Origin of the sequence: Saccharopolyspora antimicrobica, assembly GCF_003635025.1 — a bacterium.
In the GTDB taxonomy this organism is placed as follows: Bacteria; Actinomycetota; Actinomycetes; order Mycobacteriales; family Pseudonocardiaceae; genus Saccharopolyspora; species Saccharopolyspora antimicrobica.
Genome location: NZ_RBXX01000002.1, coordinates 5,458,847 through 5,472,664, shown reverse-complemented (window position 1 = coordinate 5,472,664; position 13,818 = coordinate 5,458,847). Strand labels below are relative to the sequence as shown.

Sequence of the window (13,818 nt, the reverse complement as noted above, 5' to 3'; positions counted from 1 at the left end):
CACCGCTGAATCGTTCGACCGGCGACCGGGCTCAGCACGAAGCGTTCACTGAGTGGACGCTACGGTTGATGGCCATGAGCAGCTCCCGCGCCAGCCCCAGCCCTGCCCAACCGCACCTCAGGGGACCGTGACGCGAACCAGCCACGAGAAACCCCCGAACGCAAGATCACTGCCAAACGCAACCACCACTGCAAATCGCGGAGAGGCGGAACCGCATGAGCAGCAGCAGCCCGAACGCGCACCTGATCGGCCGGGTCGGCGCCGTGCTCCGGGCGCTGTCGGCGGCCAACGAGACCGGTGCCGCCACGGTCGACCTGGCCAGGGCGACCGATCTCCCCCGGCCGACCGTGCACCGCCTGCTCAGCTCACTGGCCGAGGAGGGCTTCGTCGACCGCGACCGGCGCACCGGCCGCTGGTTCCTCGGCCCGGAGCTGTACCTGCTGGGGCAGACGGCGGGCCACCGCTACGACGTGACGCACCACGCCCGCGCGAGCGTGCACCGGCTGGCCGCCAAGACCGGTGAGAGCGCGTTCTTCTCGGCGCTGCGAGGTGCCGAGACGGTGTGCCTGCTGCGCGAGGACGGCGACTTCCCGATCCGCTCGTTCGTGCTCTACGAAGGCGCTCGGTTCCCGCTCGGCGTGGTCTCCGCGGGCCTGGTGATCCTCTCGTTCCTCGACGACGCGGAGGTCGACGCCTACCTGGAGCACACCGACCTGACCGCCCGCTGGGGCCGGGCGCACTCCCCCGAGGCGATCCGCGCCCGCATCGCCCGCACCCGCCAGCACGGTTACGCGGTCAACCCCGGCCTGGTGGTGGAGGGCAGCTGGGGCATGGCGGCAGCGGTGTTCGACCGCGACGGCCAGCCGGCGTGGGCCCTGACGCTGACGGGCATCGAGACCCGCTTCCGCCCGGACCGCCAACCGGAACTGGGCGCCCTGCTCCTCCACGAGGCCCACACCCTCACCCGAACCCTCGACACCCCCGGCTTCCGCTGAACCCACGATTCGGGAGGGTGCACCATGTCCACCTCCGGGCAGAGCGATCAGGTAGAGCAACTGCGCCAGAGCATTTCCCACCTCGTCGGGCTGGATGGTCAGCAAGGCGGAGCGGAGCTCGCGCCGCTGGCCGCACGGTTGTTCCGCTCGGCATCGGCCCGGCTCGCGGCGCGCAGCTACGAACCGTCCACCGAACGCGATCTCACCGCGGTCACCGCGGAGCTCGGCGAAGTGGCCGGTTGGCTCGCGTTCGACTCGATGCACTTCGACGCTGCTCGAACCCTGAACTTCGAAGCGCTGCGCCTGGCGCGCTCGGCCGGAGACCGCAACATGGAGTTGTTCATCCTCGGGAACATCGCGATGCAGGCTCAAGAGGTGAAGCAACCGCGTGCGGCTCTTCGCACGGTGCAACTGATGGAAACGTTCAAGCTCACTCCGCGGCTGCGCGTGATGACCGACCTCCGTCGAGCACGCGCCGCCGCCGACCTCGGTGACGCACGTTCATTCGCGGTGCTGAGACGCGCCCAGTCGAATCTTTCCAACGGCGTGCACCGCACGGACCCGGAATGGTCCTGGTGGGTCACTGATCTGGAGCTCAAGGTCCACGAAGGCGGTATGTGGCAAGCGTTCGGCCAGCCGGCCAGTGCGGTGGAGTGCTACGCCACGGTGGTGGAATCCACCGTCGAACGCTACCGGTGGGCCCGCTTCATCGGCGGAGCGAACCTGATAAGAGCACTGGTCGAGGTATCGGACTGGCGAGAAGTGGAGAACACCGCAGCCCGGCTGCACGAGCTCGCCGGTAAAGTCTCATCGGCCAGAGCGGGCCAACGGATCCGCATAGCAGCAAGAACAGCCCGCCGCAACAAAGTCCCGTCCTCCCTGGACGACATGCTCACGAGTCTGGCGCATCGCAGCATGACCAGACCGATGAACCGACCAGCGTCAGGAATCAAGCGCTAGCGGTGCTCGGACGACTTCGAGCGCGTCGCTCCATCGCCGAACGACAGGAACCTGGCGGTGCTTGCGGAGTTCGTCGTCGAGATCCCGGGCGACGGTGAGCAGAGACGGGAGGCACTTGCGCGGGTCGCCGAGCGCGCTGAGCCCGTGTGCCACCGCTTCGTCCAGTTCGCCGTTGCGCGCGGCTAGGGCACCCAGGCTCATCATCGCTTCGCTGCGGCGCATCGGAGCGCGGATCGAGCCGTCCGGACGCTCGCAGTAGTCGATCACCCGGTGCGCGTACTCCGCCGCGGCCTGGCGCATGTCCAGCATCCGGTACACGTCCACGGCGTAGAAGTCCGCCTTCGCCGGGTCGATCACGAAGTGGTGGTCTGGATCGACCGGCGCCGGCAGGTGTGCGAGCCTCGCCTGCCCTCTGGCCATGGCCGCTTCGGCACCGGCGCGATCTCCCATCAGCGCGAGGGCTCGCGCGCTTTGTGCGGCGAGCTGCACGCTGACGCAAGACGTTCCGTCGATCTCCTCACCTGCTGCCGCGTAGTCGGCGGCATCGGACGGACGACCGGACGTCAGTGCCATCCAGGCTGCGATCTCGAAGGCCCAGCCGATCAGTTCCGCATGACCGGTCTCACGGCCAAGCTGTTCGGTTGCCTCACGCCAGGTTTCAGCACCCACGACATCACCGGTGTCGTAAGTGAGGCAGGAGACGAGGGCCGAGAGCCATCCGGCTTGCACCAAGGTTTCCCGGTGCTGCGCCAGGGTAAGGCGGCGCTCCGCCATCGCCAGAGTTCGATCCAGCCAACGCCGCGCCTCGACCAGCAGATCGTCCGCCCGACGGACCGGGTAGTCGCGGCAAAGCCGATCCACGCGCCGCGCGAGCAGCGAGAGCGTCGCATCCGACGCATCGGAGTGGGTCAGCCGGGCAACCAGCTCGAACGCGTCGAACCCGTCCGATCCGCGCACTGGAGAACTGTCTCCCGGAGCGAACCCGTTCACGACGGCCAAACCCGGGGCTGGTGCGGGAAAACCCAAATCGTCCGGCGTGCAGTCGAACACCGCGGCCAAAACTCGCTGAGCCGGAAGCGACGGAGTTTCGCCACCTTCCCATCGGCTGATCGTGCGCTCGGTGACGCTCAAAGTCTCGTTCAGCACTCGCCGGGACAGCACCTCGACCTGATCGGCGAGGTCGCGCTGACGCCAGCGGCGCTCATTGCGGAACTGACGGAGCCGATTTCCCACACTCCCAGTGTCTCCCCGCGCGCCCTGCGTGTCATCACGCCGACGACGGACATCAACCGGACATCTACCTGACAACAGCGGACAACCGGAATGTGACCTTGGGTAGTCGATCGATCACGGACGATCGTTCGATCATGACCGGAAACCTGACGCCAACGCTCGCCTCCGCTGTCCACCGGACCAAGCCGTACGACGCACGACGGCAGGCCACCCGGCACAAGGCCCCTCCCGCTGAACGCGACACGCACCCCCTCCCCCTGCGTGGCGCGAGGCGGGAGCACGGGGTCGGTCCCCACCGCGCCGGGGACCGACCCCACCCCACGCCTCCGGGAGCAGGTTCAGGAGTGGACCTTCGGGTTGGCGCGGATGAGGCCTATCCGCGCTGGCTTCCCGGGATCACACTCCGGGACTTGGAAACCCACCTGGCCATCGAACGCGGGTACCCGCTCGGCGCGTGCGGCGCACCGGTGATGTGGGCAGAGCTCGGCCACCCGACGACCACGCGCCCGCGATGCCCCGAATGCCTCGTCAAAGCCACCGAAAGCATCCCTCGACCTCGCTGCCGCTGAACGCCCTCCCAGGACAGCGGCGGTGCAGGAGCGGCCTGCCGGTGCGGCCCCCGTAACGCACCGGCAGGCCGACCAAGACGCCGACGTCGAGAACGCATGCCCGACAAGGAGTTTGACCGTGGTCGAATCGGATCAAGGGCACTGGCGAGGTGTTCACTGGCACACCTACATCGCCTTCACCAACAACACGATGCTGATGCCCCCGCCGCGATCCCTCAGGCTGGTTCGGATCCCCGACCGGGTTCTGCGCACACCGGAGGAAGCCTGCGCGTGGGTCACCACGATGATGAGCAGGCACGCCCACCGGACACCCGTCCACTTCATCGGCCCCAGCGGCGGCCGGGGCCACGTCGCCGACCGCGATCACATCGCCCGCAACGCAGCCGACAACCTCGCCGTCCTCCGCGGAGGCCACAGCATCTACCAGGACTTCGCCCGAGAGTACGACCGGATGCACCTGTGGCTCGAAGCAAGCGACACCACGAACTGCCGAGCCGAGCACGTCGCAGCACCCTGCATCTCGTGAGTGCCGATGGCCGCACTGACAAGTGCTCACGAGGGTCGGTGCGAGTGCGTGGCAAGTCTCGCGGCGTGTCCGGGGATGTGCTCGGTGGCGCGGAGTTCGACCAGGTCGCTCCAGGGCAGGCACTGCTCCGGGAGGGAGCGGCCCTCGCGATCGACCAGTCGGAGGAGCACCGGTGTCGCGGCGGCGCGGGCGGGGATCGCCCTGATCGCGGAGGCGAGGTCGGCGGCGTTGCGGCGCACCATGTCGACCCGCTGGTCGTGGCTGGTCGAGGCGATCAGCGCGGTGATGGTGGCGTCGTCCATGGCGCTGCGGTTGTCGACGACCGGGGGCACGCCCGCCAGGACGTCTCGAGCCGTGCCAGCGAGGATGCGGTCGCTGAGCGCGATGTGGCTGAGCGTCCAGTCGACGAGCGATCGCTCGTTCGGGGCTGCGATGGATTCGGCGATGCTGAGCAGGTTTCGGTACGCGGCGTCGATTTCTGCGGTGTCCACGAGGATCTCCAGGAACGCTGTCAGTTGGTCGGCATGGTGGGAGTGCGGCGCAGTGCGAACAGCACGATCAGGCACAGCACGGCGACGGCCACGGCGAAGTCCCGCACGGCGGGAACGAGACCTATGCCGGTGGCGAGGAAGCCGACGCCGATGACGGGCAGGCCGACGCCGCTGTAGACGATCACGTAGAAGCTGGACAGGACCTCGGTGCGGCGGTCGGCCGGTGCGGCGTGGTTGATCGCGGTGAGACCGCCGAGGAACACCAAGCCCTGGCCGACGCCGGCGAGCGCGGTCGCGATCAGCAGCAGGACCAGCGATGACAGGCTGCCCGCGAGGGCGAGCAGGCCCAGACCGACGGCCAGCACCGGCAGACCAGCGCGCTGCAGGGCGTGCGGCGGCTTGCCGTGGCTAACGAGCTGGACGATTGCCGAGCAGGCCAGCATCAGCGCCACCGCCCCGCCGCCGAGCAGCAGGTTCGTGCTTTTCGCGAGGGCAGCGACGTAGGTGGGGACGAGGGCGAGGAACAGCCCGATCACGGCGAACGCGAGGAAGTTGGCCGTGCCGCTGGTCGCGAACGCAGACCGCATCGCGGCCGGGATCTCGGGTCGGCGCGGCCGCCACCGGGCCGTCGCTCGCGCATCGGGAAGCGCGCGGATGGCGGCTGCGGCGAGGAGCAGCAGCACGATCTCCACGACGAACGGCAGCACGCGCGGCGCGGGGGCGTACTGGGCGAGCAGACCTGCCAGCACCGGACCTATCCCCAGGCCTCCCACGGACACGACAGTGGACACCAGGGCCGCCTTGCGGTGGTCGCCGCTGGGTTCGAGTTCGGTCAGGGCCGCGGTCAACGGCCCCGCCGCGAGGCCGACGGCCAGGCCTTGCAGGACTCGGGCCGCGAACAACCACCCGGTGCCCGACGCGAGCGCGAACCCCAGCGATCCCAGCGCCGCCGCCACCACGGCGGGCAGCAGCACTCGACGCCGGCCGATCGCGTCGGACAGCGGCCCTGCCACCAGCAAGGACGGGATCAGCACAGCCACGTACGCGGCAAAGATCAGCGTGACCACCAGCGGCGAGAACCCGAAGCGCTGCTCGTAGTCCCGGTACAGCGGCGTCGGCAGGTTCGTACCGGTCAACAGGACCAGCAGCGCGTACGCCGCGCCCCAGAACCGCCACGCTTTCGCCCGCTCCCCCGGTGCCCCGGGTTCACCGGCGGACGGACTCGCCGGGACAGGACTGCTCCGTCGTTCGATCCGCATCGCCCGCACCCTCCTATGTTCGGATTTGGCGAACATAACACATGTTCGGATATTGCGAACATGTTTGATAGGGTGGCGACATGGCAAGCCGCACCGCGACCGAGCTCGTGCACCCCGCTCGGGCCCAGCTGGAGTTCACGGCCGTGCTGAACGCGCTGAGCGATCCCGTCCGGTTGGCCATCGTCGCGCGGCTGGCCGATGTCGAGCCCGACGGCGAACTGGCCTGCACGACCTTCGCGCTGCCGGTCAGCAAGTCCACGCAGAGCGGCCACTTCAAGGTCCTGCGCGAAGCAGGGGTGATCTACCAGCGCGACGAGGGCACCCGGCGACTGAACCGGCTCCGCCGCGACGACCTCGACGCGCGCTTCCCGGGCCTCCTCGACCTCGCCGTCCCCCAGGGACATGCCGCGATCGCCGGCTGGTCCGGCTGATCGCAACGGCCCGTGAGCGCTGCTGGGCGGACACGCCCGGACAACCAGCCCCGAAACAACGCCGGCGCTCGTGTTCGCCCTGAAGCGCGCGGGTTCATCCGGTCAGGACTGGAGGTCCACGACGACCTTCACGTCGTCGGGTCCCGTGTCGAAGACGTCGGTCCAGTTGCGCAGCGGGATCCGGCGGCTGATCAGGGATTCCAGCCAGCTGCGATCGGCTCCGGCCAGCGCGCGCACTGCCTGGTCGTAGTGGCGGAGGTTGGCGTTGACGCTGCTCACGATGACGTCGTTGTCCAGCATCAACTCGGCGCCGATCGCCATCTCGGCGGGGAACGGCACGGTGCGGTGGTGGCCCGCGAGACCGGTCAGCACCGTGATCGCGTTGCGCGCGGTGTGCTGCAGGACCTCGAACACCAGTCTGCCGGATCCGGTCGTCTCGATCACGATCTCCGGCTCGCGGCGCAGATCGTCCAGCGAGGTGTGGTAGGTGGCGCCAAGTGCGCGGACCAGATCGGGTCTGGGCCCCTCCACGACCTGGTCGAGCACGTGCACCTCCAAGCCGCGCTGGATGCCCAGCAGCGCGGCGAGCAGGCCGATCGGCCCAGCACGGGTCACCAGCGCGCGATGGGGGGCGAAGTAAGCGCGTCGACCGATCATGTCGACCTGCTCCCAGGCCTTGGCCACCACCGAGGCGGGCTCGGTCAGCACCGCCAGGTCGCCGAGCGCGGGACCGCATCTGATCGCGAACCGCGGCTCGACGGTCCACAGCTGAGCACCGAAGCCGTCCAGTCCCCGGATGCCGCACTCGGTGTACCGGTCGTTGAGGCAGAAGTCCCACTGCCCGGCAGCGCAGGCCTCGCACGGCTGCGGGTCCGGACGCCGGACGACACCGACCACGTGGTCCCCTTCGTGGAACCCGCTGATGGCCGGAGCGTGGATCACCTGGCCGACGGATTCGTGGAAGAGCACCATGCGGTCCTGCCCCGGCGGCAAGGCACCGAACCCTCGTTCGGTGACATCGCGATCGATGCGGCAGAACCCCGCCAGCAGTCCCCGCACGAGCAGTTCGCCGGGCTGCGGAAGGGGATCGGGAAGCTCGGAGACCGCCGACATCTCCGGCCTACCCGGCACCACGGTGGCTGCCTTCACCCGCGAGCTCCCTCCTGCGAAGTCGAGCGGGCACGGGCGGAACCGAAGGTTCGCTCGCCCCGCCCTGCACTCGATGGCACTGCCGCCAGACGCAGCTGTCAATGGCGGGCGGATGATTCGCCAGGACGTGCCGCGGTGTCGCGCCGATGGCGTGCAGGTGTCGCAGCACCTCTGCGTAGGAGCGGAACAACCCGCACTCCCAGTACGACGACTCCACGGCTGGTGCAGAACTGGCGGACGAGCTGCTGGGCGTGCCGCAGGTCCGGCTTAACGGCGACAACACCAGCAACACCAATAGCCACCACGTGCACGGAGAGCAGTGCGGTTTCCAGGCGCCACGTCCGCACCTCCCGTCGCAGCACGGCCGGTGCACCTGGTGCTCGGACGCAGAATCATGCCTTCCCCGGGCTCGTACCTGAAAGGCACTCCCGCTTCCACACCGGGACCTGCTCGCACCCCGTTCGCAACCCCGGCCCGGCCGCCTCGCCCGTTCGCCCCGGCCCGCCCGTGGTGTGCGAGGCGGTCCGGCTCCTGGGAGAAGATCGCAGGTATCGTCTTCCTGGTGGAATTGCGGCAGCTGGAGCACTTTCTGGCCGTGGCGCGTCACGGGAGCTTCACCGGCGCCGCCCGGGAAGTGCACGTCGTCCAGTCGGCGCTGAGCTCGTCGGTCCGCAAGCTCGAAGCCGAGTTGGGCGCGCAGCTGTTCGAGCGCACCACGCGGCGGGTGCTGCTGACCGAGGCCGGGCGGGCGCTGGTTCCGATGGCGCACCGGATCGCCGCCGATGTCATCGCCGCGCGCGGTGAGGTCTCCGCGGTCGCGGGGTTGTCGCGCGGGCACGTGGCGATCGGCACCATCCAGGCGCTCACCGACGTCGATCTGCCCGGTGCGCTCGGTGCGTTCCAGCGTCGCTACCCCGGCGTGCGCATCCGCGTGCGGCAGGGCCTCGTCCCCGATCTGATGTCCTCGGTGGACAGCGGCGAGCTCGACCTCGCCTACGTCGCCTTCGACGGGCCGCTCGCCGACGGACTGGTCGGCTTCGCCGAGTGGCGTCAGGAACTCGTGCTGCTCTGCCACCCCGAGCACCGGTTGTCCGGGCGGCGGCGGGTCCGGCTGGCGGAGCTGGACGGCGAGGCGTTCGTGGAGTTCAGCGGCAGCGGGCTGCAGGAGCTGGTGGCCCGGCGGTTCGCCGACGCCGGGATCCGGCGGGACCCGGTGTGCGAGGCCACCAACATGCCGCTGCTGATCGAGCTGGTGGCGGCCGGGCTCGGGGTGAGCATCGTGCCCGCGCAGGTCGCCGAGCGCACCGGGCTCCCGCACGCCCGGATCGAGCAGCCGGGCCTGGCCAGGTCGATCTACCTGGCGGGCAGGCAGCCGGAACCGGTCAACCCGGCGGCTCGCGCCCTGCTCCAGCACCTCGTGGGCTGATCCCGGCACCGAGCAGGAGCCCGGTTCCGGCCAGCAGTGCGATCAGCCCCAGCAGCGTCGCGCCGGTGACCGACAGGACGAGCCCGACGACCAGCAGCCGCATGGCCAGCGCGCGCAGCAGGCCGGGCCAAGGCGCGTTCACCGGGCCAGAACTCACCATGACATCAGTGTTGGCCGGGCGATCCCCCGCGGGCCAACACCCGTTTTCGCTGAGTCCCATCTCCGGAATCGATTGATCGCCGGGCACGCGCCGGCCGGAGGTCACGACGTGTTGGCAGGTCGCGGCCATCCCGAACCGGTTCCGCCGCCGGCGAAGGCGAGGCGACCCGACCGGAGCGCGGTCGCTTCCCTCGCCGCTCTGCGGTTCTGGTCACGTTGTGCGGGGAGATGCCCGGATTCGATGCTTGCCGCATGCTGGAGTTCACCGCTCTGTTGGCGGTCGGTGTCGCGGCGGGAGCGTTGAACGCTGTCGGCGGCGGAGGCACCTTCGTGACACTGCCCGCGCTGGTCGCTGCGGGGCTGCCTGCCGTCACCGCGAACGCGGCGTCGACCGTGGCACTGCTGCCCGGCGCCGTCGCCAGCGCGTGGGCCTACCGCAAGGACGTGGTCCAGGTCGGCACCACGTCGCGGACCGCGCTGACCGCGACCAGCCTGCTCGGCAGCGCGGTCGGCGCCGGGCTGCTGCTGGCGCTGCCCTCGGAGTCGTTCCGCGTCGCGGTGCCCTGGCTGCTCGCGTTCGCGACCGTGGTCCTGGCGTTCGGGCGCAGCATCTCGCGACTGCTCTCGACCGCGATCGGGCGCCCGGTCGACCTGAGCGCCCGGAGCGTCCTGATCGGACAGTTCGTGCTGGCCGCTTACGGCGGTTATTTCGGTGGTGCGGTCGGGATTCTCACGCTGGCGTTCTGGAGTGTCGGGCTCGGGCTCGACCCGGCCAAGGGCAATCCCACCCGGATCGTACAGCTGGCCGCGATCTACGGCACGGCCGCGGTGCTCTTCCTCGTCGCTTCCGACGTCCCGACCCATCCCGTGCCGGTCCTCGCCGTGCTGCTCGGCGCGATCGGTGGCGGGTTCGCCGGTGCCCGCCTGGCCCGGCGGATGCCCGCCCGCGTGGTTCGCGGGATCGTGCTGACCACTGCGGTGACGATGACCGTCCTGTACTTCCTCCGCGGTTGATCAGCTGCGCGGCCGGAAGGCGATCGCGCGCGTTCTCGCCGCGACCTCCGGCCAGCGGGAGTCGGCCGGGTCCGCCGGGAAACCCAGCAGTGGTGCCAAGCGCTTCCACGCGCTCGGGTGAGCCCGGCTGTAGGCCAGCAGCACTCGCTGCACCTCAGCGGCATCGAGGTACCGGTGCTCCGGTCGCGGCCACCGGTGGCGGCTCAGGCGCACCTCGATGGCCGGTGCGGCCTGGATGTTGCGGTACCAGTCAGGATTCTTCCCCCAGGCCGCCACCACGACCACTTCGGGGATTTCCGGGTCGTAGCCCACCACTTCGACGACCACCTCCCGCCGCGCTCCGGTTCGCCGCCCGCGGTGGGCGAGGTAGACGAACCGGTGCCCGGCCAGGAAGCCGAGCCCTGCGCGGTAGAGGTAGATCGGCGCGCGCAGCAGGACGCGCAGCAATCCACGAGGTTTCCGGTCGGTCACCGACATGCGCCCTCTCCCCTGTGATCTCGTGCTTCCCGGTCGGATCCGCGCCGTTCACCCGGCACCGCCCGGAGTTTCGACCAGCCGGGCGAGGACCGGGAGCACGGCATCGGCGGTGAGCCCGGGGTGCAGCGCGCGCTGCATCATCAGGCCGTCGATCGCCGAACCCACCACTGCCGCGGTCGTGCCCGCCTCCGCCACCCCGTGATCGGCGAGCCAGCCGCCCAGCCGTGCGCTGAACTCCGCCAGCACCTCGGCGACCTGGCCGCGCAGCTCCGGATCGCGCGTGGCCGCGAGGTAGGTCTCGGCGAACAGCACCGAGACGGCGTCGTCGCCGGTGTAGCGGTCCAGCGAGGTCAGCAGGAGTTCCAGCGCCTCGGCGGGCGTGTCCGCCCGTTCCAGCAGCGGTTCGAGCGACGCGCCCACCTCGCGCATCACGCCGACGGCCGCTGCCGACAGCAGCACCTGCACCGATGCGAAGTGGTAGTGCACCAACCCCGCCCCCACGTCGGCACGCTCGGCCACCATCCGGGTGCTGACCGCACCCCAGCCACGCTCGGCGATCAGCTCCGCCGCGGCTTCCAGCAGCCGTTGCCGCACTTCACGGCCACGATCAGCAGACTTCGGTCCCATCGCGAACCCCTCTTCTTGGGCAGTCGCCCAGGGCGTCTGCCCAAACAGTAGCACCGACGCCAACGGCGTCCCGACGCGCGGCGGTCGGCGCCTCCTGCGGAGCCGGGACGACACGCGGGACCGATCCCCGACAGTCCACATCGGACACAAGCTCGGAGTTGCCGAATGTCCCGCGCCTGCAAGGTGATTACCTCGATGTAAGTACTTGCGCCACCGGGATGACAGCACAATGCTGAGGGCGGCTGGCGGATGCATCGTGATCTCCGCACCGAAGCGCCGTGCCACTGCCAGGTCGGCGCACCACAGGAGGATGAAGCACATGGTCAACACCGGATCCACCCCGGTGACAGTCATCGGCCTCGGCGCCATGGGCCAGGCCCTCGCCACTGCGTTCCTGGACGCCGGCCACCCGACGACGGTGTGGAACCGCACTGCGGCCAAGGCGGATCCGCTGGTGACCAAGGGTGCGGTGCGGGCGGAGACGGTAGCCGAAGCAGTGGCGGCCTCACCGCTGATCGTCGTCTGCGTGCTGGACTACGCGGCCGTGCACGGACTGCTCGGCCCGGCGGCCGAAGAGCTGTCCGGCCGAGCGCTGGTGAACCTCACCAACGGCACGGCGCAGGAAGCCCGCACCTCCGCGCAATGGGCCGCCGAACTGGGCGCCGAATACGTCGACGGCGGCATCATGGCCATCCCGCCCACCATCGGCACCCCGGACTCGGTCATCCTCTACAGCGGTTCGCAGCAGGCGTTCAACACCCACTCGACGGCGCTGGATCTGCTCGGCGCCAGCAAGTTCCTGGGCACCGACGCAGGCCTGGCCTCGCTGCACGACCTGGCACTGCTCGGCGCGATGTACGGCATGTTCGCCGGCGCCTACAACGCGATCGCGATGGTGGGCACCGAGAAGGTCGCGGCCGCCGAATTCACCGACGAGCTGCTGGTGCCGTGGCTGAGATCGATGGTGGCGGTGCTGCCGATGCTCGCCGAGGAGGTCGACTCCGCAGCGGCGGTCTCCGAGGAGCGCAAGCTGGTCGAGCGGGTCGCGCTGACCAACATCATCGACACCGCGAAGGCCCAGGGCGTGGCGGCGAACTTCGTGAACCCGCTCCAGGCGATCAAGGACAACACCTGATCCCGCGGACTACCCTTGCGTCGGGTTGTTCGGGCACGAGGTGATTGGGCGGTGCGAAGCATGAGCGTGCGCGCGAGGCCGCATTTCTGCAGCCTGAACGCCGCGGTGGACATCCTGAGCGGAAAGTGGAAGATCCTCCTCCTGTGGGAGTTGCTGGAACAGCCGCGCCGCTTCGGCGAACTTCGCCGCCTGGTCCCGGGAATCCGCGAGAAGGTCCTCATCCAGCAGCTGCGCGAGCTGGAGGCCGACGGCGTGGTCGCGCGGAAGGCCTTCGACGGCACGCAACTGCGGGTCGAGTATTCCCTCACCGAGGCAGGGGTGGCGCTCACCAGAGCACTGGAACCGCTGACGCAGTGGAGCCTCGAGCACGTCGTGCGCAGATGAGTCGAGGCCGAGTCCGAAGCAGTGCGCGTCAAACGCCCTTCAGAACGCGATCCAGTGCCGCCCGGCCCGCGGGTCCCCAGTGCGGCTTGCCGCCGGGGAGGCCGCGGTCTCCGTTCTGGCCCATGAGCATCAGGAAGAGGCTCTTCATGGCCGCCAGCCCGCGGGCGCGCCGGATCGTCGCCTCGTCCGCTCGCGCGTACGTGTCGAAGAACCGCGAGGCCGTGCCCGCGGGCAGCAGCACCCACGCGGCAGCGAGATCCCACGCCGGATCGCCGGCGAACATGTCACCGAAGTCGACGATGCCCGAGAGCGTTCCGTCCGAGACGACGACGTTCGCGGGGTGGAGGTCGCCGTGCACCCACACCGGCGGGCCCTCCCACGCGCTGGCCGCAACGGCGTCGTCCCAGACGGCCCGGACATCGGCAGCGATGTCGTCGAGAGCAACGGCCCGGAGGAAGCCCTCGAAACCGTCCGTGCAGTCCCCGGGATGGGCTCCGCGGTCTGCGGCGACCGGTGCCTCGGCGGGTGCCGCCACGTGGAGCGCCTGGAGGAAACCCGCCAGCGCGTCGGCCGCGTGGGCGCTGCGGCTGATCGTGCCGTGGTCCAGCGGCTCACCGTGAACCCACGTCATCACGGTCCAGTGCTTGGGGAAGCGCTCGGATGGTTCGCCGAACCGCACCGGGTTCGGCACCGGGAGTGGCAGGCGCGGGGCCAGCACGGGCAGCCACCGCCGCTCCTTGAGCTGGAGCTCCGGGGTCGGGTCCATGCGCTGCATGCGCACGGCCAACTCGTCCCCGAGGCGCCACATCCGGTTGCCCCAGCCGCCCGCCACCTCGCGGATGGTCAGCCCTGCGAGGTCTGGATGCTGCTCCTGAAGCAGGTCGCGGACCAGGTCTGCGGTGATCTCGATCTCGGTCATCGCGAGGTCAGTGTAGTGAGGCGGCAAGCCCCGGCCCCGCTGACGCTCCGACCGCGAAGCGGGC

Annotated in this window: 16 protein-coding genes; 8 read left to right on the top strand and 8 right to left on the bottom strand. The window is 69.9% G+C overall.

Annotated features, from left to right (window positions below; genetic code table 11):
• Positions 1-215: 215 nt before the first annotated feature.
• Both ATL45_RS26230 and ATL45_RS26225 read left to right on the top strand, forming a co-directional pair.
• Positions 216-995: an IclR family transcriptional regulator gene (locus ATL45_RS26230; RefSeq protein ID WP_093159392.1), complete on the top strand. Its 780-nt coding sequence runs from the start codon at positions 216-218 to the stop codon at positions 993-995.
• A 24-nt stretch (positions 996-1,019) separates the two neighbouring features.
• Entirely contained in the window at positions 1,020-1,955 is a 936-nt protein-coding gene (locus ATL45_RS26225; protein WP_093159390.1) for an NsdA family TPR-like regulatory protein, read from the top strand.
• Here the strand turns inward: ATL45_RS26225 and ATL45_RS26220 are convergent.
• Positions 1,938-3,188, bottom strand: a complete 1,251-nt coding sequence (locus ATL45_RS26220) for a helix-turn-helix transcriptional regulator (protein ID WP_143121775.1) — start codon at positions 3,186-3,188, stop codon at positions 1,938-1,940. The genes ATL45_RS26225 and ATL45_RS26220 overlap by 18 nt on opposite strands.
• A 687-nt stretch (positions 3,189-3,875) precedes the next feature.
• Here ATL45_RS26220 and ATL45_RS26215 point away from each other — a divergent pair.
• The gene (locus ATL45_RS26215; RefSeq protein ID WP_093159385.1) at positions 3,876-4,283 is read left to right on the top strand and encodes a hypothetical protein; all 408 of its coding nucleotides are present in this window, start codon (positions 3,876-3,878) and stop codon (positions 4,281-4,283) included.
• 26 nt (positions 4,284-4,309) lie between these two features.
• On the opposite strand, the gene ATL45_RS26210 is transcribed toward ATL45_RS26215, so the two are convergent.
• The gene (locus tag ATL45_RS26210; RefSeq protein ID WP_093159382.1) at positions 4,310-4,774 is read right to left on the bottom strand and encodes a hypothetical protein; all 465 of its coding nucleotides are present in this window, start codon (positions 4,772-4,774) and stop codon (positions 4,310-4,312) included.
• A 20-nt stretch (positions 4,775-4,794) separates the two neighbouring features.
• Positions 4,795-6,033, bottom strand: a complete 1,239-nt coding sequence (locus ATL45_RS26205; protein ID WP_093159380.1) for an MFS transporter — start codon at positions 6,031-6,033, stop codon at positions 4,795-4,797.
• 80 nt (positions 6,034-6,113) lie between these two features.
• Between ATL45_RS26205 and ATL45_RS26200 the strand changes: the two genes are divergently transcribed.
• Positions 6,114-6,464, top strand: a complete 351-nt coding sequence (locus tag ATL45_RS26200) for an ArsR/SmtB family transcription factor (protein ID WP_093159377.1) — start codon at positions 6,114-6,116, stop codon at positions 6,462-6,464.
• Between the two features lie 102 nt (positions 6,465-6,566).
• On the opposite strand, the gene ATL45_RS26195 is transcribed toward ATL45_RS26200, so the two are convergent.
• A complete protein-coding gene (locus ATL45_RS26195) occupies positions 6,567-7,613 on the bottom strand; it encodes a glucose 1-dehydrogenase (protein WP_093159375.1) in 1,047 nt (348 codons plus the stop codon).
• A 562-nt stretch (positions 7,614-8,175) separates the two neighbouring features.
• On the opposite strand from ATL45_RS26195, the gene ATL45_RS26190 reads away from it, so the two are divergent.
• Entirely contained in the window at positions 8,176-9,039 is an 864-nt protein-coding gene (locus tag ATL45_RS26190) for a LysR family transcriptional regulator (RefSeq protein ID WP_093159372.1), read from the top strand.
• Here ATL45_RS26190 and ATL45_RS26185 read toward each other — a convergent pair.
• The gene (locus ATL45_RS26185; RefSeq protein WP_093159370.1) at positions 8,996-9,199 is read right to left on the bottom strand and encodes a hypothetical protein; all 204 of its coding nucleotides are present in this window, start codon (positions 9,197-9,199) and stop codon (positions 8,996-8,998) included. The genes ATL45_RS26190 and ATL45_RS26185 overlap by 44 nt on opposite strands.
• A gap of 251 nt (positions 9,200-9,450) precedes the next feature.
• Between ATL45_RS26185 and ATL45_RS26180 the strand changes: the two genes are divergently transcribed.
• Positions 9,451-10,212, top strand: coding sequence for a sulfite exporter TauE/SafE family protein (locus ATL45_RS26180; RefSeq protein ID WP_093159367.1), 762 nt, complete (start codon positions 9,451-9,453; stop codon positions 10,210-10,212).
• Here ATL45_RS26180 and ATL45_RS26175 read toward each other — a convergent pair whose 3' ends face one another.
• Both ATL45_RS26175 and ATL45_RS26170 read right to left on the bottom strand, forming a co-directional pair.
• Positions 10,213-10,689 (bottom strand): nitroreductase family deazaflavin-dependent oxidoreductase, encoded by a 477-nt coding sequence (locus tag ATL45_RS26175; RefSeq protein WP_093159365.1) that lies wholly within the window; start codon positions 10,687-10,689, stop codon positions 10,213-10,215.
• A 48-nt stretch (positions 10,690-10,737) separates the two neighbouring features.
• Entirely contained in the window at positions 10,738-11,316 is a 579-nt protein-coding gene (locus tag ATL45_RS26170) for a TetR/AcrR family transcriptional regulator (RefSeq protein ID WP_093159362.1), read from the bottom strand.
• A 319-nt stretch (positions 11,317-11,635) separates the two neighbouring features.
• On the opposite strand from ATL45_RS26170, the gene ATL45_RS26165 reads away from it, so the two are divergent.
• Positions 11,636-12,451, top strand: coding sequence for an NAD(P)-dependent oxidoreductase (locus tag ATL45_RS26165; protein ID WP_170210354.1), 816 nt, complete (start codon positions 11,636-11,638; stop codon positions 12,449-12,451).
• Between the two features lie 60 nt (positions 12,452-12,511).
• Entirely contained in the window at positions 12,512-12,835 is a 324-nt protein-coding gene (locus tag ATL45_RS26160) for a winged helix-turn-helix transcriptional regulator (RefSeq protein WP_093159357.1), read from the top strand.
• A 28-nt stretch (positions 12,836-12,863) separates the two neighbouring features.
• On the opposite strand, the gene ATL45_RS26155 is transcribed toward ATL45_RS26160, so the two are convergent.
• Positions 12,864-13,754 carry an aminoglycoside phosphotransferase family protein gene (locus ATL45_RS26155; protein ID WP_093159355.1) on the bottom strand — a complete coding sequence of 297 codons (891 nt, stop codon included), beginning with the start codon at positions 13,752-13,754 and terminating at the stop codon, positions 12,864-12,866.
• Between the last annotated feature and the right edge of the window lie 64 nt (positions 13,755-13,818).